At 74.3% G+C, this 16749-nt stretch carries 14 protein-coding genes; 6 read left to right on the forward strand and 8 right to left on the reverse strand.

Features of this window, described 5'->3' with window-relative positions; genetic code table 11:
• Positions 1-194: 194 nt before the first annotated feature.
• From ACGFRF_RS20080 to ACGFRF_RS20095, 4 genes are read right to left on the reverse strand one after another with little or no spacing between them, the layout of a single operon-like run.
• Complete coding sequence (locus tag ACGFRF_RS20080; protein ID WP_393741675.1) at positions 195-1532, reverse strand: AAA domain-containing protein; 1338 nt, start codon at positions 1530-1532, stop codon at positions 195-197.
• Entirely contained in the window at positions 1529-3127 is a 1599-nt protein-coding gene (locus ACGFRF_RS20085) for a hypothetical protein (protein ID WP_393741677.1), read from the reverse strand. The genes ACGFRF_RS20080 and ACGFRF_RS20085 overlap by 4 nt, the downstream gene beginning before the upstream one ends.
• Positions 3118-4329 (reverse strand): hypothetical protein, encoded by a 1212-nt coding sequence (locus ACGFRF_RS20090; RefSeq protein WP_393741679.1) that lies wholly within the window; start codon positions 4327-4329, stop codon positions 3118-3120. Before ACGFRF_RS20090 ends, ACGFRF_RS20085 begins: the two co-directional genes overlap by 10 nt.
• Positions 4226-5170, reverse strand: a complete 945-nt coding sequence (locus tag ACGFRF_RS20095) for a phosphatase PAP2 family protein (protein ID WP_393741681.1) — start codon at positions 5168-5170, stop codon at positions 4226-4228. The genes ACGFRF_RS20090 and ACGFRF_RS20095 overlap by 104 nt, the downstream gene beginning before the upstream one ends.
• A gap of 248 nt (positions 5171-5418) precedes the next feature.
• Between ACGFRF_RS20095 and ACGFRF_RS20100 the strand changes: the two genes are divergently transcribed.
• Positions 5419-6015: a histidine phosphatase family protein gene (locus ACGFRF_RS20100; RefSeq protein WP_393741683.1), complete on the forward strand. Its 597-nt coding sequence runs from the start codon at positions 5419-5421 to the stop codon at positions 6013-6015.
• Positions 6016-6099: 84 nt separating this feature from the next.
• On the opposite strand, the gene ACGFRF_RS20105 is transcribed toward ACGFRF_RS20100, so the two are convergent.
• Positions 6100-7623 (reverse strand): hypothetical protein, encoded by a 1524-nt coding sequence (locus tag ACGFRF_RS20105; protein WP_393741685.1) that lies wholly within the window; start codon positions 7621-7623, stop codon positions 6100-6102.
• A 265-nt stretch (positions 7624-7888) separates the two neighbouring features.
• Here ACGFRF_RS20105 and ACGFRF_RS20110 point away from each other — a divergent pair, with 265 nt between their 5' ends.
• The gene (locus tag ACGFRF_RS20110; protein WP_393741687.1) at positions 7889-8299 is read left to right on the forward strand and encodes a hypothetical protein; all 411 of its coding nucleotides are present in this window, start codon (positions 7889-7891) and stop codon (positions 8297-8299) included.
• Positions 8300-8371: 72 nt separating this feature from the next.
• Positions 8372-9241: a spermidine synthase gene (locus ACGFRF_RS20115; protein WP_393741689.1), complete on the forward strand. Its 870-nt coding sequence runs from the start codon at positions 8372-8374 to the stop codon at positions 9239-9241.
• A gap of 12 nt (positions 9242-9253) precedes the next feature.
• Here the strand turns inward: ACGFRF_RS20115 and ACGFRF_RS20120 are convergent, their stop codons facing one another.
• Positions 9254-9766, reverse strand: coding sequence for a hypothetical protein (locus ACGFRF_RS20120; RefSeq protein WP_393741691.1), 513 nt, complete (start codon positions 9764-9766; stop codon positions 9254-9256).
• A 99-nt stretch (positions 9767-9865) separates the two neighbouring features.
• On the opposite strand from ACGFRF_RS20120, the gene ACGFRF_RS20125 reads away from it, so the two are divergent.
• The 3 genes from ACGFRF_RS20125 to ACGFRF_RS20135 all read left to right on the forward strand — a co-directional run bounded on the left by ACGFRF_RS20125 (position 9866) and on the right by ACGFRF_RS20135 (position 13565).
• On the forward strand, positions 9866-10585 hold the full coding sequence (locus ACGFRF_RS20125; RefSeq protein ID WP_393741692.1) for a response regulator transcription factor: 720 nt from the start codon (positions 9866-9868) through the stop codon (positions 10583-10585).
• Positions 10582-11985, forward strand: coding sequence for a sensor histidine kinase (locus ACGFRF_RS20130; protein WP_393741694.1), 1404 nt, complete (start codon positions 10582-10584; stop codon positions 11983-11985). The genes ACGFRF_RS20125 and ACGFRF_RS20130 overlap by 4 nt, the downstream gene beginning before the upstream one ends.
• Before the next feature lie 131 nt (positions 11986-12116).
• Positions 12117-13565, forward strand: coding sequence for a cellulose binding domain-containing protein (locus ACGFRF_RS20135; RefSeq protein WP_393741696.1), 1449 nt, complete (start codon positions 12117-12119; stop codon positions 13563-13565).
• A 60-nt stretch (positions 13566-13625) separates the two neighbouring features.
• Here ACGFRF_RS20135 and ACGFRF_RS20140 read toward each other — a convergent pair whose 3' ends face one another.
• Together ACGFRF_RS20140 and ACGFRF_RS20145 are read right to left on the reverse strand one after the other, a co-directional pair.
• Positions 13626-15053 carry a GH1 family beta-glucosidase gene (locus ACGFRF_RS20140; protein ID WP_393741698.1) on the reverse strand — a complete coding sequence of 476 codons (1428 nt, stop codon included), beginning with the start codon at positions 15051-15053 and terminating at the stop codon, positions 13626-13628.
• A gap of 165 nt (positions 15054-15218) precedes the next feature.
• Entirely contained in the window at positions 15219-16268 is a 1050-nt protein-coding gene (locus ACGFRF_RS20145; protein ID WP_393741700.1) for a LacI family DNA-binding transcriptional regulator, read from the reverse strand.
• Between the last annotated feature and the right edge of the window lie 481 nt (positions 16269-16749).

Genomic DNA, 16749 nt, shown 5'->3' on the forward strand with positions numbered 1-16749 from the left:
TCGCCGGGCGGCTGCCGGATGCCGGTCACGGCCGCCAGCTCACTCGGTGTTCACCCAGGTGGGCCAGGACGGCGTGGTTCGCCTCCCAACCGTCCGGACTGTGTTGGTCGGCCGCCTCCGGCGGCGTGCCGGACTCCGTCCGGCGGGTGGGCGGCGATGGGCTGGGCGCTCGCCGGGCGGCTGCCGGATGCCGGTCACGGCCGCCAGCTCACTCGGTGTTCACCCAGGTGGGCCAGGACGGCGTGGTTCGCCTCCCAACCGTCCGGGAACTTCACCAGCGTGCCCAGCTGGACCGGTTCCGTGGAGGGATAGTCGTCCAGGAGGTCGCCCACGCCGGCCCGGCAGACCACGATGCAGGCGTGGCGGTGCCGGGAGGCCAGGACGCACAGGCGGCCGGTCTCCAGGTGGAAGGCGGTCGCGTCGGGGCGTCCGGAGAGCGGGTGCAGGACGACCGTGACGTCGTACTCGCGGCCCTGGAGACGGTTCGCGGTGTCGACCGTCACGTCGGACACGCCGAGGTCGGTCAGGGCCGCCCGGACGGCCGCAGCCTGGTCGCGGTGGGCGGTGCCGACGGCGATGCGGTCGGCGGTGAGGGGGGAGGGCGCCGGGGAGCGCTCCGAGGTCGCCGCACCGCCGCGGTCCAGCAGGCGGCGGACGACCGTGGCCACCGCGCGCACCGCCTCCGGGTCCGTGCGCGGAGTGTGCCGGGCGGGCAGTTCCAGCAGGCCCCAGCCGGACTCCGCCGCCTCGTCGATCACCCGGTCCGGGCCGGACCCGTCGGAGGGGACGGCGAAGGTGAGACGGCGGTCGCCGTGGCCGGTGCCGCTGCGGAACGGGGTGTACGGGTAGAAGGCGTCCGAGACCAGCGGGGCCGCCGAGGCTGGCAGCCGCCAGGAGACCGGGAGGCGGTGCTGGGGAAGGCCCGGATTGTGGGCCAGAAGGGTGGTGACCGCGGAGGCCGACGGGTCGTACGACAGGCCCGCCCACTGCTCGCTGCCGACGATCGCGAAGGGGTCCAGCTGCCCCGGGTCGCCCACGAACAGCGCCCGCTCGAACAGGCCGGCCACGGCGAGCAGGGAGTCCGAGCGCATCTGGTACGCCTCGTCCACGATCGCGTGCCGCCAGCGCTCGTCCACCTTCACGTGCGCCCACTTCGCGGCCGTGGAGAGCACGACCGGCAGGCCGTTCAGGTCGGCCGCCTTCGCCGACGTACGGACGTTCGGCAGGTCGTCCAGCGTCTTGTCGTACGCGTCGGTGTCGTTGCTGTGCAGGCGCCCCACCGGCAGTTCCGGGTCCTTCTCCGCCAGCCGCAGGACCAGGTCGTCCACCTGGGCGTTCGTCTGGGCCACCACCATCAGCGGGCGGCCCGCGCCGGCCAGTTCCAGGGCGGCGCGGACCACCAGCGTGGACTTGCCGGCGCCGGGCGGGGAGTCGACCACCACGCCCCGCTCGGTGCCGTGCAGGGTGTCGCGCAGGATCGCGTCGGTGGCGCGGGCGGCCGCGGCTCCGGGGTCGAAGTCGACGGTCGTCACAGCACGTCCTCCTCGGTGACGGTGTCCGGGGCTTCCGCCGCGGGCTCGCCCGGCGGGCCGCCGTGCGTCCATGGGGTCTCCTCCGGGTCGGGCAGCTTCGCCCCGCCGCGCTGCTCGTGCTCGAAGAGGGTGAAGCAGACCCGGTCGCCCTTCTCCGGCACCGAACCGGGCTCCGGCTCCTTGCCGCGGCCCATCTTGTCCACGATCCGCAGCACCAGCAGGCTCCCGTCCGCCCCGGCCTCGAGGCCGACGAACTCCGCCGACTGGGGCTTGCCGCCCAGCGAGCGGTAGACCTTCGCACGCTCCGCCAGATGCGGCCGGTCGTCCGTGCGGACCGTCACCAGCGGGCGCGGGCTCGGCCGCTTGCCCTCGCTGTACGTCATCACGACATCGGTCACCTCGCCCGCGAAGGCCTCACCGGCCAGCCGCCGCCCCGCCATCACCAGCGGGTCGTCCAGCGCCTCCTGCGCCTCCAGTCGGGCCTGCTCACGCTCGCGCGTGGCCAGCTTGTTCGCCGCCGTCACGGCGTCGTCCCGGCGCGGCTGCGGCGGCTCGCCGGCCAGCACCCGGTCCCGGTGGCCGGTGAACGACCAGCGGTCCCGGGTCCAGCGCTCCTCGACGCGTGCGCCCTCCGGCAGCGTCCGCAGCAGGTCCAGGCCCCGCCACACCGCGTCCCAGGTCGGCCGCGTGCGGCTTTCGACCAGGTCGCGGATCTCCCGCTCGGCCCTGGTGAGCGCACCGAGCCGGTCGTCGGCGACCAGCGGGTCCTCGGCGGCGGCGAGGGCGGTACGCGCGCGGTCGTAGCGCTCGATCGCCGGGGCCAGCAGCTTGTTGTCGAACGCCGGGTCGGTGGCCGGACCGGCCGGCGGGCACAGCAACTGCCCGGCCGGGTCCCGCTCCAGCTCGGCCCGCCGGGCGGCCTCGGCACCGGTCGCGCCCTCGGGAGGGTCGATCCAGGCGAGCAGCGCGCCCAGGTGCTGGTCCTCCAGGCTGGACTGGCCCGTCGCCCAGTGACGGGACAGCACCTCGGTGAGGGCGAGCAGCAGCGAGGAGCCGGGCACCCGGGCCCGCTCGGCGTAATGGGTCAGCCACCGGCCGAGCAGCGGCACCCGGGGCGGCGCCGGATAGGGCGCCTCCGGGTCCTGCTCGGCGGTGCGGCGGAACCGCATCGAGCGGCCGAGCAGCCGTACGAAGTCCAGGCCCGCGCGGCTCGGCAGGATCAGCTGGGGCGCGTCCGCGCACAGCTGGACCTCGACCTTGACCCGCTTGCCGGTCTCCGGGTCGGTCTCGGTGCGCTCGGCCGCCTCCACGGACTGCGCGTGCGAGTCGATGTACGGCAGGACGACGTCGGCCAGCTCGGTGAGGAACGCGAAGCGCAGGTCGCGGTCGCGGGGCTGGGGTACGACCAGCAGGCGGGGCGCGTCCCGGTCGGTGCCGACCAGCGCGCCGAGCGGGGCGCCAGCCTCGCCGGCGGTGGTGAGCGGCACGAACACCAGCGGGCGGTCGGACAGATGCCGGTGGCGGACGGTCGCGGCGGGCTGGGCCCGGCCGCTGCTGACGGCCTCGAGCCGGGCGAGGGTGGTGATCAGGGACACCGGGCCACCTCCCGGCCGGCGGTCTCGCCGCGCGCTCCGGCCGTCCCGAGGGCCTCCGCGCGCAGTTGTGCCGCCCGGCGCAACGCCGCCACCGCCGGGTCGTCCGGGTCGCCGCTCTCGCCGCGGGCGGCGGCCAGGACCTCCTCGACCGTGGTCAGGCCGCCCAGTTCGGCCCGCAGGGGCCGGCCCAGGCGGGTGACGGCGCCGGCCGCGCGGGAGCGTTCCCGGCAGTGGAAGGCCAGTTCGCAGGCGGACAGGCACTCGGGCGCGTACGTCGCCGGTACCGCCGCCACGGCGGCCGTCAGCTCCTCGGCGGGCCGGTCGGGCGCGAAGCACGTGCCCTCGGGAAGGGCGTCGGCGATCTCCTCGATCCGGGTGAGCCGGGCCAGCTGGCGCGCGGTGACCGCGCGCTGCTTGCGGACGTCCACGGCGGAGCCCGCGGGCAGGTTGGAGAAGTCCTTGGGGCACACCAGCAGCACCCGGTGACGCACGACCGGAGCGGGATCCAGACGCGCGGCGACCTCCTCCAGGGCGAGCACGTACACCGCCGCCTGCCGGGCGGCCGCGCCCACCTTTCCGGGGTCCGCCGAACCGTCCAGCACCGGGAAGGACTTGATCTCCACCACCGACCAGCTGCCGTCCGGGTGCACCACCACCGCGTCCGGCTCGAGGAAGGCGAGCGAACCCGCCACGTCCAGGGCGAGCATCGGATGGTCCAGCAGCGTCCAGCCGCCCGCGCGCGTGGCCTCGCGCAGCGCCAGCGCCGTACGAGCCGTGCGCCCCTCGGGGCCCTGCGCGGTCAGGTCGGGTACGACCGCCGTCTCCGGCGGTACGGCGCCCGGGTCCAGGCGGGCGTGGGCCAGCCGCAGCAGCTCCGCGCCGCCGTCCGCCTTCACCTTCGCCTCGAACGCGTTGCCCCGGGTCAGCGCGAACTGCGACTGCCCGAAGCCGGACGGCGCGCCCAGCGCGCTCGCCAGCCGCGCCTTGTCCACCCCGGCGCCGTCCAGGATCGCCCGCCTGCGGCACCCGGGGTTCGCGGCGAGCGCCGCGAGGGCGCGCGCGTCCAGGGCCTTGGCCGGTACGTCGGGACCGCGCAGCTCAGCGAGCCGGTGCCGCAGCCCCTTCGCCCGCGTCCGCGGGGGAGGCGTCCGGCCGGCCGCCGGCGTCGAGCTGCGACTCGCGCTGCCGTGGAATTCGCTCACCCGCGGAAGTCTGGCATCCGGCACTGACAATCGGGGCACCGGTGCCGCTCGTGACCGGTGTGGTGCGCAGCGACAGGCGGGCCCGGAGCAAGTCCACGGCCCGCATCAGGCGCGGCGCCAGCAGCAGGCCGACGCCCATCACGGCGACGCCCGCGGCCGCGTCCAGGAAGTAGTGGTTGGCGGTGCCCATGACCACGATCGCGGTCAGCAGCGGGTAGGCCACGCCGCAGACCTTGGTCAGGCGCGTGCCGCCGTACCGCCACAGCATCACACCGCACCACAGCGCCCAGCCGACGTGCAGGCTGGGCATGGCCGCGTACTGATTGGTCATGCCGCCCATGCCGCGCGGCGCGCTGGCCTCGCCGCCCCACCAGCCGTACGAGCTGTAGTGGGCCATCGTGTCCACGAAGCCGTGGCCGGCCGAGAGCAGGCGGGGCGGGCAGGTCGGCAGCAGCGTGAAACCGATCAGGCCCATGAAGGTCGACGTCATCAGCCAGGTGCGGGCTGCCCGGTAGTGGCGGGCGCGGGCCCGGAACAGCCAGACGAGGACGGCGGGCGTGACCAGGTAGTGCAGCGAGGCGTACCAGAAGTCGGCCGGCACCCCGAGCCACGGCTCACGCGTGAACAACCGGTTCAGCGGGTGCTCGGCGTTCAGGTACAGCAGCTTCTCGATGCGCAGGATCGCCAGACCGTGGTCGACGGCGCCGCTCACGTCACCGCGCGCGAGGAGGCGGCCGGCCGAGTAGCAGCCGTAGACCAGGAGGATCAGGGGCAGCTCGGTCCACCAGCGCAACCGGGGACGGGCAGCCACCTCGGTGCCCGGTGTCTCGGTCTGCGGCATCCGATCGCCCTCCCCCTTCGGCTGTGCGGCGCGCCCCCGCGGGCGACCGTGCCACTTTACGGTGTCCTTGGACCGCCCTCGAGGGCGCTCCCGTCCCGCCCGCGCGGGCGCTCAGTCCTCGAAGACGTCGAGATCGCCCGCCGGGTTGCCCGGTCCCGGGGTGAGCGATGATGGAGGGATCCCGTCCCCCTGTTCTCGTGTGGTCTTCGTGGCGTCCGTGTGGCGCCCCTCTTCCGGAAAGGTCTCCCATGGCACCGCGCATCCTGCTGGCCCGGCACGGACAGACGGCATGGTCGCTGTCCGGCAAGCACACCGGCCGGACGGACGTACCGCTGCTGGAGGAGGGCCGGCGTGGGGCCAAGCTGCTCGGCGAGCGGCTGCACCGCGCTCCGCTGGACGGGCTGGCTGAGGCGGAGGTGCGGACGAGTCCGCTGTCCCGCGCGCGCGAGACGTGCGAACTCGCCGGCTTCGGTGACCGTGCCACCGCGTGGGACACCCTCATGGAGTGGGACTACGGCGCGTACGAGGGCATGACCCCGGACGAGATCCAGGCCGTCCGGCCGGGGTGGCTGATCTGGCGGGACGGTGTCCCCGAGGGGGAGGGCATCGCCGAGGTCACCGCGCGCGCGGACGAGGTGGTCCACTGGGCCCGCTCGGCCGACCGTGACGTGCTGGTCTTCGCCCACGGGCACATCCTGCGGTCGATCGGTGCACGCTGGCTGGGACTCCCGCTGGACTTCGCGGCCCGCATACGCCTGAATCCCACCTCACTGTCCGTGCTCGGCTGGGCGTACGGCGAACCGGCGATCGAGAGCTGGAACGATCTCGGGCATCTCGCGGGGTAGCCGGTCGCCTGTGCCGTGAGCGCCCCGCGCGGGCGCGCGCAACGCGCCGTCGGCCACGGCGTGCCCGCCGCCGACGGCAAGCCGCTACACCCGCCCCGTCCGTGGCAACGACGCGTGCCGGTCCAGGAAGTCCGACACCCCCGACGCCCGCCGGTGCGGCAGCAGCACCCTCGCCGTGCCCGCCAGCATCGTCTGGATGCGGGAGGACTGGACCTGGTCCAGCAGGGCCAGCACGCGCAGCCCCGCCGCGGCCGCCTCGTCGGGGCGGCCCTCGCGGGCGAGGTCGTCGGCCAGTTCCGCGGTGTACAGCGCGATGTTGCGCGTGAAGTGCGGATCCTGCAGGTGGGCCGCACGGCGGGCGTGCCGGGACGCGCGCCGCCAGTCGCCCAGCGTGGACCAGCACTGCGCCTTCAGTCCCTCCAGCTCGGCCTCTCCGTAGAAGCTCATCCACTCGGGGTCGGCGTCCGAGCGTCCTCGCTCGAAGAGGGCCTGGGCCCGGACCAGCGCCTGCTCGCACCCGGTGCGGTCGGCGAGCCCCGCCCAGCCGCCCGCCTCGCGCAGTGCGAGCAGGGACATCAGGCGCGCGGAGCCCAGGGGGCGGGCGGCGCGCTGGGCGGCCTGCGCGGCCCGGACCGCTTCCCGGGGGCGGCCGGCGTCCCGGGCGAGGAACGCGGTGTTGCAGAAGGCGTGCGCCTCCAGTGCCGGATCGCCGGTCATGCGGGCGGTGGCCAGTGCCTCCGCGTAGTGCGAGCGGGCGTCGTCGAAGCGGCCGGAGTCATGGGCCAGCCAGCCGACGGAGATGGCGAGTTCACCGGCGCCCGCGTGCAGCCGGTCGGCGGTGGTCTGCCGGGTCGCGCCTGCGTCCAGCAGCGCGTAGGCCGCACGCAGCGGGGCCGCCGCGCGCCGGTAGAGGCCGTCCGCGCCGTGCCGGTCGTCGAGCAGCCGGATGCGACGGACGGCCTCCTCCAGGGCGGCCGCCTCGGAGGTACCGGGCCGGCGCGAAGGCCGGGTCGCGGCCGCCGCGTCCGTGGTGAGCCCCAGCGGGCCCAGCGTGGCGGCGGCCACCGTGGCGCCTCCGCCGGTCATGAATGCGCGACGCAGCACGTCGCTCTCCTCGTGGTTCAGGTGGTCTTTCGCGTACGGCTCGTGCGGGTCGTACGGGTCCTGGGGGTCATACGGGTCGTGCGGGTCCTGCGTCTCATACGGCTCGAACGCCCCTGTGGTCTCAGCGGACCCGTCGGCCTCGGCGGCCCCCGGCGTGCCGGCGGCGGCTAGCTCCTCCGGTGCCTCGGGCGTGTCCGGCGCCGTGCGCGCCGCGCGTCCGCGGACGGACGAGCGGGGCGAGAAGCCGAGGTCGGTGAGCGTGCGGCCGGGGAACATGTGCAGGAACACCCGTTCGTACGCGTAGTTGGGGCAGCGGATCTCACCCGCCTCGACCCGGCCGACGTAGCGCGCGTCACAGCTCACCCGCTCACCGATCTCGCGCGCGGCACGCCGTACGAGCGCCGCGAACTCGGCCGGTGAACGCCTGCCGCGCAGGTGCCGGAAGGCGAGGTTCGGCCGGGGTGGCCGTTCGGGCTGTGACGAGGTCACGGTTGACGACGCCATGGCCGGGTCCTCTCGTGCGAACCGTCGAACCATGCCGGTGCCGGGGCGGTTCGGGACGAGTTGTCCGAGTGGCGCCCTGGTTCCGGCGGGCATGAACGTACCTGTTGTGAAGGACCCGGCACGCAGTGTTTAGCTACAAACCGGATATGTCATCCACGATCTGCCATGAAGTGCCATCCTTTGCGGCGCACTTGTGCCGTAGCCGTTGACGCGCTCACGCGTTGGACTCCATGGACCGCAACAGGGCTGTGTGGTGGAGGCCGGCATGGAGACCAGCCAGAGCAACGAACCTTGTACGTCGCCGTTGTCGGCACCCCCGTCGGGGGGTGACACGGGATGCGACCTCGTGACGGTGCCGGCCCGGCAGGGGCTGGAGGCGGTCGACATCCTGCGGCGCGGTGCCACGGACGCGATGGGGCCCGTCCTGCACGACGACGGCTGCGGCACCCTCGGCTTCCTGGTGCCGGCCGGCACGGCGGCCTGCTGGGACGTACCGGGCAGCACCTGCACCGAGACGAACGGCCGCGGGCTGCGGCTGAACCCGGAGCCACCGGTGGAGGGCTCCGACTGGCTGCTGCCGCCCGGCGAGGCCGACCTCGCCACCGACCCGGTGGTGCTGCGCCGGGCCCTCGGGGAGGCCGCCCGGCTGATCGAGGCGGCCGACAACTGCCGGTGAGGCGACGGGCAGGTCCCGCGGCCCCCCGGCGCCGGTGCGGCACCCGCCCGGGGCACCTGGGAGACTGGACGGATGGGCAGGTCCAGGAACACGCGGCGGGGGTCGGCCGCCGTCGAAGCCGTCGAGGAAGCGGTCGACGGCGGGCTCGCGCAGCTCGTACCCGATCCCGACCGCGGCCGGGCCTGGACCCTGCTGATCGACGGGGCGCCGCAGTCGCACGTCGACCTGGACGATCCCGCGTACCTCTCCTTCGAGTACCAGCGCCGCCTCGGCCATGTCATCGACCTCGCCGCCCCGCCCGGCAAGCCCGTGCACGCCGTGCACCTCGGCGGTGGCGCCCTCACCCTCGCCCGGTACGTCGCCGCGACCCGGCCCCGCTCCACCCAGCAGGTCGTCGAACGGGACGCCGGGCTGGTCCGGCTGGTGCGCAGGGAGCTGCCGCTGGACCCGAACGCGCGCATCCGGGTGCGGTCGGCGGACGCCCGCGCGGGGCTGGCCAAGGTGCCGGACGGCTGGGCCGACCTGGTCGTCGCCGACGTCTTCAGCGGCGCCCGCACCCCGGCCCACCTCACCTCCGTCGAGTACCTGGACGAGGTCCGCCGGGCCCTGAAGCCGTCCGGGGTCTACGCCGCCAACCTCGCCGACGGACCGCCGCTCGCCCACCTGCGCGGCCAGATCGCCACCGCCGCCGCCCGGTTCGGTGAACTCGCGCTGATCGCCGACGCGGCCGTGCTGCGCGGCAAGCGCTTCGGCAACGCCATCCTCGTCGCCGCCGACCTGCCGCTGCCCCTCGCCGAACTCACCCGCCGCGCCGCCTCCGACCCGCACCCCGGCCGGGTCGAACACGGCAGGCGGCTCACCGACTTCACCGGCGGCGCGCTCCCCGTGACGGACGAGGCGGCGGTGCCCTCACCGGCCCCGCCGCCCTCGGTGTTCCGCTGAGCACCCGCCCCCTCAGTAGGTCCCGACCTCCACCCGCGGCGGGCCGTCGTGCCAGGTGCAGAACACCGACACCCGGTCCGCACCCCTGCTGAACTCCACCCGGATCCAGTTCTGCGTCTTCCACAGCTGCATCGACCAGCCGGCCCCCGGCGTGGCCGAGACGAGGGTCGCGCTGGACGTGCCCAGCTCGAACACCGCCCGGCCGCCGTCGGTGTCGTAGGCCTTGACGTGACCGGACGCCGGGGCGGAGGCGCCGGGAGCGGGGCGGTGGGTGCGGGCCGGGGTCCGCGAGGGTGTGGGTGCCGGTGCTGCCGACCGCTTCCGCGACGGGGTCGGCGAGACGGACGGCGCCTTCGACGCCGACTGCGCGTCCGGTGCCGCCGCGTCGGCCGCCGTGACCGGCAGAGCGCGCGGCGGGTCGTACGCCGTCCCCGCCATCACCGTGTGCACACCCCACCACGACAGCGTGACCGCCGCTCCCGTCGCGAGCAGCCACGCCAGTACGTGTACGAGTCCTCTGCGCATCGCGGGCCATACTGCCCCAGGGGCACCGCCGTACGCACTCGGGGCGAGTTGTCCACAGGCCCCGGACCGGTGTCCGGCACATGGCGTACGGTGCGGCGCATGGCAAGTGTGCTCGTGGTCGAGGACGACCAGTTCGTACGCTCGGCGCTCATCCGGCATCTGACCGACGCCTCGCACACCGTGCGCAGCGTCGGTACGGCACTGGAGGCGCTGCGCGAGGTCGCCCATTTCCCTTTCGATGTCGTCGTCCTGGACCTCGGACTGCCCGACCTGGACGGCTCCGAGGCCCTGAAGATGCTGCGCGGCCTCACCGACGTGCCCGTCATCATCGCCACCGCCCGGGACGACGAGACCGAGGTCGTCCGGCTGCTGAACGCCGGCGCGGACGACTACCTCACCAAGCCCTTCTCCGTCGAGCACCTCTCCGCCCGTATCGCGGCCGTGCTGCGCCGGGCCCGCTCCGGCGCGGCGGACGCCCCGCCCTCGTCCGTGCTGCGCGTCGGCGGGCTGACCGTCGACCCGCTGCGCCGCCAGGCCGAACTGGACGGCACGCGCCTGGATCTGACCCGCCGTGAGTTCGACCTGCTCGCCTTCCTCGCCGGCCGCCCCGGCGTCGTCGTCCCGCGCAAGGAACTCCTCGCCGAGGTATGGCAGCAGTCCTACGGCGACGACCAGACCATCGATGTCCATCTGTCCTGGCTGCGCCGGAAACTGGGGGAGACGGCCGCCCGGCCGCGCTATCTGCACACCCTGCGCGGCGTCGGCGTGAAGCTGGAGCCGCCCGTGCCGCCCGAGGGGGAAGGGGCGCCGCCGCGATGAGATGGGCCCTGGTCAAGGTCTGCCTGGCGGTCACCACGATGGTCGTGGTCGCCTTCGCCGTCCCGCTCGGCCTGGTCGTCAAGGAGATGGCCCGCGACCGCGCCTTCTCGAACGCCGAACGGGAGGCCGCCGCGGTCGCGCCCGCGCTGTCCATCACCACCGACCAGGACAAGCTGGAACGGGCGGTGGCCTCCGCCGGTGCCGACTCCGGGATGGCGGTGCACCTGCCCGCCGACAGCGGCCGGCCCGCGCTCGACCTCGGCCGGCGGCGCGCCGCGGAACGCGACATCCAGACCGTGCGCCGGCTCGGCCGCGCCTCCACGACCACCGTCGCGGGCGGCTCCACCCTGCTGCAGCCGGTCGCGCTCGGCTCCGGTTCCATCGCGGTCGTCGAGGTGTACGTCCCCGAGTCCGAGGTGACCAACGGCGTCGGCACCGCCTGGGCGGTCCTCGCGGCCGTCGGCCTCGCGCTGATCGTCGGCTCGGTCGCCGTCGCCGACCGGCTCGGAGTGCGCATGGTGCGGCCGGCCCGGCGGCTGCTCGAGGGCGCGCACGAACTGGGCGAGGGCAAGCTGGGCGCCCGGGTGCCGGAGGAGGGCCCGACCGAACTGCGGCTCGCCGCGGTCGCGTTCAACTCCATGGCCGACCAGGTCGTCCAACTCCTCGCCAACGAACGGGAACTGGCTGCCGACCTCTCCCACCGGCTGCGCACCCCGCTCACCGTCCTGAGGCTGAACGCGGCCTCCCTCGGCGCCGGACCCGCCGCCGAGCAGACCCGGGCCGCCGTCGCCCAGCTGGAGGGCGAGGTGGACACCATCATCCGTACGGCACGTCAGGCCAAACCGCAGACGGCCGCGGCCGGTCCCGGTGCCGGGTGCGACGCGGCCGCCGTGGTCCGCGAGCGCATGGAGTTCTGGTCCGCGCTCGCCGAGGACGAGGGCCGCAAGTGGCGGGTGGCCGGAGTCGACCGGCCGGTACGCGTACCCGTGGCCCGCGCCGACCTGGCCGCTGCGCTCGACGCCCTGCTCGGCAACGTCTTCCGGCACACCGCCGAGGGCACCGCCTTCGCGGTCGACGTGCACAACGGCGAGGACGCGGTGATCGTGCTGGTCTCCGACGCGGGCCCCGGCATAGCCGACCCGGACGCCGCGATGGCCCGTGGCCGCGGCTCCGGGAACGCCGGTTCGACCGGCCTCGGCCTCGACATCGTCCGCCGGCTCGCCGAGTCCACCGGCGGGGACGTCCGTATCGGCGCCTCGGTCCTGGGCGGCGCCGAGGTGCGGATCTGGTTCCAGCTGGACGGCCGGGGACCGGTGCGGCGGGGCCACCGGGGAGCCGTACGGAGACGACGATCGGGCAGATCGGTCTCGACCTTTAACCGTTCCCGATCGCTTCCTTAAGCGAACCCTAAGGTCTTCGACAGCGGTCCCCGACGGGCCGTTTGTCCGGTTCCGGATCGCTAGCGTGCTGCCGCACCCACAGGCCGGGAGACCCCTGTGAACCCCCGTGAGCAGCGAAAGCAGGCACGCGCATGAGCACGCACCGGCGCAGGATCAGTGGCAGGAACAAGGCGATAGGCGGCCTGCTGGCCGCGGCCGTGGCCGGTGGCGGCGCGGTCCTGCTCACCGGCACCGCGAACGCGGCCGGAGTGAACGCCGCGTACACCAGGACCAGCGACTGGTCGACGGGCTTCACCGCCCAGTACGTCGTCACCAACAACAGCGGCCAGACCGAGAGGACCTGGACGCTGGAGTTCGACCTCCCGGCAGGCGCCGAGCTCTCCTCCCTCTGGAACGGCGAGTTCGGTGTCAGCGGCCGGCACGTCACCGTGAAGCCCGCGAAGTGGGACACCGACGGCCTCGCCCCCGGCACGTCGGTGACCGTCGGCTTCGTGGTCGACGGCAGCGGCGACCCGACGGGTTGCCGTATCGACGACGCCCGGTGTTCGGCGGACGACGGCGCCACCCCCGAGCCGAGCGGCCGCCCCACCGAGACCCGGCCCCCGGCACCGGCCCCCACCACGCCGGCCACCCCCACCCGGAGCGCGACGCCCACCCCCACGGGCAGCACCGGCAGCGGCACCACCGCCTCCGCCGGGTTCGCCCCCTACGTCGACACCTCCCTCTACCCGGCCTTCGACCTCGTGGGCGCCGCCGACGCGACCGGCGTGAAGAACTACAACCTCGCCTTCCTCACCGACGGCGGCGGCTGCACCCCCAAGTGGGGCGGCGTCACGGACCTGAACAGCGACGGCGTGGCCGCCCAGATCGGCTCGCTGCGCGCCGAGGGCGGTGACGTCCGGGTGTCCTTCGGCGGCGCCTCCGGCTCGGAGCTGGCCACCACCTGCTCCTCCGCGGACGCCCTGGCGGCGGCGTACGGCAAGGCCGTCGACGCCTTCAAGCTGACCAAGGTCGACTTCGACGTCGAGGGCGGCGCGCTGCCCGACACGGCCGCCAACACCCGCCGCGCCCGGGCCATCGCCAAGCTCCAGGCCCAGCACCCCGACCTGGACGTCTCCTTCACCCTCCCGGTGATGCCCGAGGGCCTCACCCAGGACGGCGTGAACCTGCTGTCCGACGCCAAGTCCAACGGCGTGCGGATCCACACCGTGAACATCATGGCGATGGACTACGGCGCCTCCTACAGCGGCGACATGGGCACCTACGCCGAGCAGGCCGCCACCGCCACCGAGGCCCAGGTCAAGGGCGTCCTCGGCCTGTCGGACCCCGCCGCCTGGAAGACGGTCGCCATCACCCCGATGATCGGCGTCAACGACGTCTCCTCCGAGGTCTTCAAGGTCGACGACGCCACCCAGCTGGTGAACTTCGCCAAGTCCAAGGGCCTCGGCCGGCTCTCCATGTGGTCCGCGACCCGTGACAAGCAGTGCGACGGCGGCCCCAAGCCCACCGCCGACGCGACCTGCAGCTCGATCAGCCAGGAGAAGTTCGCCTTCTCGAAGGCGTTCGGGGCGCTCGACTGACGCCCACCCGTTGACGGGGCGCGGCACCACGGTGGGGTGCCGCGCCCCCGTGCGGCCGGGTCAGGCAGCCGGCTCCACCGGCGGCAGCGCCCCCGTCCGCGCCGCCTGCGCGTACCACCGCGCGCTCGACTTCGGCGTCCGCTCCAGCGTCGCGTAGTCCACGTACACCGCGCCGAACCGCTTGCCGTAGCCGTACGCCCACTCGAAGTTGTCCAGCAGGGACCACAGGTAGTAGCCGCGGACGTCGGCTCCGTCGGTGAGGGCGCGGCGCACCTCCGACAGGTGGCCGTGCAGGTAGGCGATGCGCTCGGGGTCGTGCACGCGGCCGTCCGGGTCGGGCTCGTCGTCGTAGGCGGCGCCGTTCTCGGTGATGTACAGGGGCAGGCCGGGGGCCTCGCGCGTGTAGCGCATCAGCAGGTCGTACAGGCCCGTCGGGTCGATCGTCCAGCCCATCTGCGTGCGCTCGCCGGGCGTCTGGTGGAACAGCACGTCGTCGGCGGCCGGCCAGGGGGAGTGCTCGCCGCCGCCGTGACCGTCCGCGCGCGGGCCGTCGATCGTGCCGGAGGCCGCCGAGACCAGGGCCGGGGTGTAGTAGTTCAGGCCCAGCGCGTCCAGCGGCGCCTTGATCGTGCCGAGGTCGCCGTCGAGGACGTACGACCAGTCGGTGACGGAGGCCGTCGCCGTGAGCAGCGTCTGCGGGTACGCCCCGTGCAGCATCGGCCCGTGGAAGATCCCGTTGGCCAGGTCGTCGATCCGGCGGGCCGCCGCCAGGTCGGCCGGGTCCTGGGAAAGGGGCCGTACGACCGAGGAGTTGAGGCTGATCGCGATCTCGTTGCCCGCCGGCATCACCGAACGCAGGGCCGCCGCGCCCAGGCCGTGCGCCAGGTTGAGGTGATGGGCCGCGCGCAGGGCGGCGGCCGGGTCGGTACGGCCGGGGGCGTGGACGCCGGAGCCGTAGCCCAGGAAGGCGCTGCACCAGGGCTCGTTGAGGGTGATCCAGTGCTCCACCCGGTCGCCGAGCGCCTCGCCGACGAGCTGCGCGTACTCGGCGAACCGGAGCGCGGTGTCCCGCTCCGGCCAGCCGCCCGCGTCCTCGAGCTCCTGCGGCAGGTCCCAGTGGTAGAGGGTGACGGCCGGCTTGATGCCGTGCGCCAGCAGTTCGTCCACCAGGCGGCGGTAGAAGTCCAGGCCCCGCTGGACGGCCGGGCCCCGGCCCGTCGGCTGCACCCGCGACCAGGAGACGGAGAAGCGGTACGCGCCCAGGCCCAGCTCCGCCATCAGCGCCACGTCGTCGCGGTAGCGGTGGTAGTGGTCGACCGCGATGTCACCGTGGTCGCCGCCCGCCGTCCTGCCCGGCGTATGGCTGAAGGTGTCCCAGATCGACGGGGTGCGGCCGTCCTCCCGCACCGCCCCCTCGATCTGGTACGCCGAGGTCGCCGCGCCCCACAGGAAGGCGGGAGGGAAGGTCACGGTCATCGGTTTGGGCATGGAATCGCTCCCACGAGTCGACTGGGCCCCATTATGCATGGGAGCGCTCCCACAGCGCCATGGGCCGGTCCCCCGTGCGGCAGGTGCGCCCGCCGGGGCACCGCCGGCCGGTGTCACCGCGTGCCACGTCCCGCGCCCGATCTGCGTCGGCGTGGGACGGGACCCCTACGCCGACTCGCGCACCACCAGCTCCGTCGGCAGGACCACTTCACGGTGACCGGTGCCGCGGTGGGCGATCTCGTCCAGCAACAGGCTCGCCATGGTGCGGCCCATCTCCTCCAGCGGCTGGCGGACGCTGGTCAGCGGCGGATCGACGTGCCGGGCCACGATCGAGTCGTCGAAGCCGACGAGGGCGACGTCATGCGGCACCCGGCGCCCCGCCGCGCGCAGTTCCAGCATCGCGCCGGACGCCATCACGTCGGAGGCGGCGAAGACGGCGTCCAGCTCCGGGTGGCGGCGCAGGAGCCGGCGCATCGCCGCCCGCCCGCCCTCCTCGGTGAAGTCGCCGCACGCGATCAGGTCCTCGTCGGCGGCGGCCCCCGCCTCCCGCAGCGCCTCCCGGTAGCCGTCCAACCGGCCCTGCGCCGCGTCCATGTCCAGGGGCCCGGTGATGGTGCCGATGGTCCGGCGGCCGCCCGCCAGCAGGTGCTCGACCGCGATGCGGGCGCCGCCCCGGTTGTCCGCGCGGACGTGCCCCAGCCGCTCCCGGTCGCTGCGCCGCCCCGCCAGCACGGTCGGCACGGCCAGCTCGTCCAGCCGGTCGGGCAGCGTGTCGTCGCCATGGACCGCCATCATCAGCACCCCGTCCACCCGTTGTGCGGACAGGTAGGCGGCGAGCCGGTCGTACTCCCTCTCGTCGCGCGCCAGCACCAGCAGCAGCTGCAGCCCCGCGTCGGCGAGTCCGGCGGACGCCCCGAGGATGATCTCCGAGAAGTAGGGCTCGGAGAAGAGCCGGGTCTGGGCGTCGGGCACGACCAGTGCCACCGAGTCCGTGCGGCGGGTGGCCAGGGAGCGGGCCGCGCGGTTGGGTACGTATCCGAGTTCGGCGATCGCCCGCTCGACGGCCTTCCGGGAGCGGTCGCTGACCTTCGGGGAGCCGTTGATCACCCGGGACACCGTGCCCCGGCCGACGCCGGCGCGGGCGGCCACGGCGTTCAGGGTCGGGCGCCGGACGGCCGCGGTCTGGTGCGGCTGCGACTGTTCGGCAGGGCTCATCGTTCACCTTCCGGCGTTCCTTGGCGTGGCCGCCTCATTCTGGCCCAGGAAATCCCCCAGCCACCGGGCTGCGCGGGGCAGTTGCCGCCCGGAGCCGGTTCACCCGGCTGTGACCTGCTGGAATCCTGGACGGGGCGGGCATATGACCGGCCGGTGACGGCTTGTCGCGCGACACGTTCGCGTGACGTGCGGAACACGCTTACGCAACAACGCCGTTTTCAAGTCTTGACACCCGGCCCGGCAGCAACGAGTCTTCCGGCATGCCGCGTGGGAGCGGTCCCACGGGGGGACCGGGCCTCTCTCCCATGCGGATCGAAGCACTTACGGCCTTCCCCTCTACCCTGCATGGCACACCGTTGACCAGCACCGTTTCACCGCACGCCGCGTGCTGTGGGCTGGCCGCTGCTCGAACCAAGAGGGCAGGTCCGGACCGTCGGATCCGGCGGTCCGATTCCTGAGGTCCCGTTCCCCACTGGAACAA

The sequence above is a fragment of the Streptomyces sp. NPDC048521 genome (assembly GCF_043199855.1).
Taxonomy (GTDB): Bacteria; Actinomycetota; Actinomycetes; order Streptomycetales; family Streptomycetaceae; genus Streptomyces.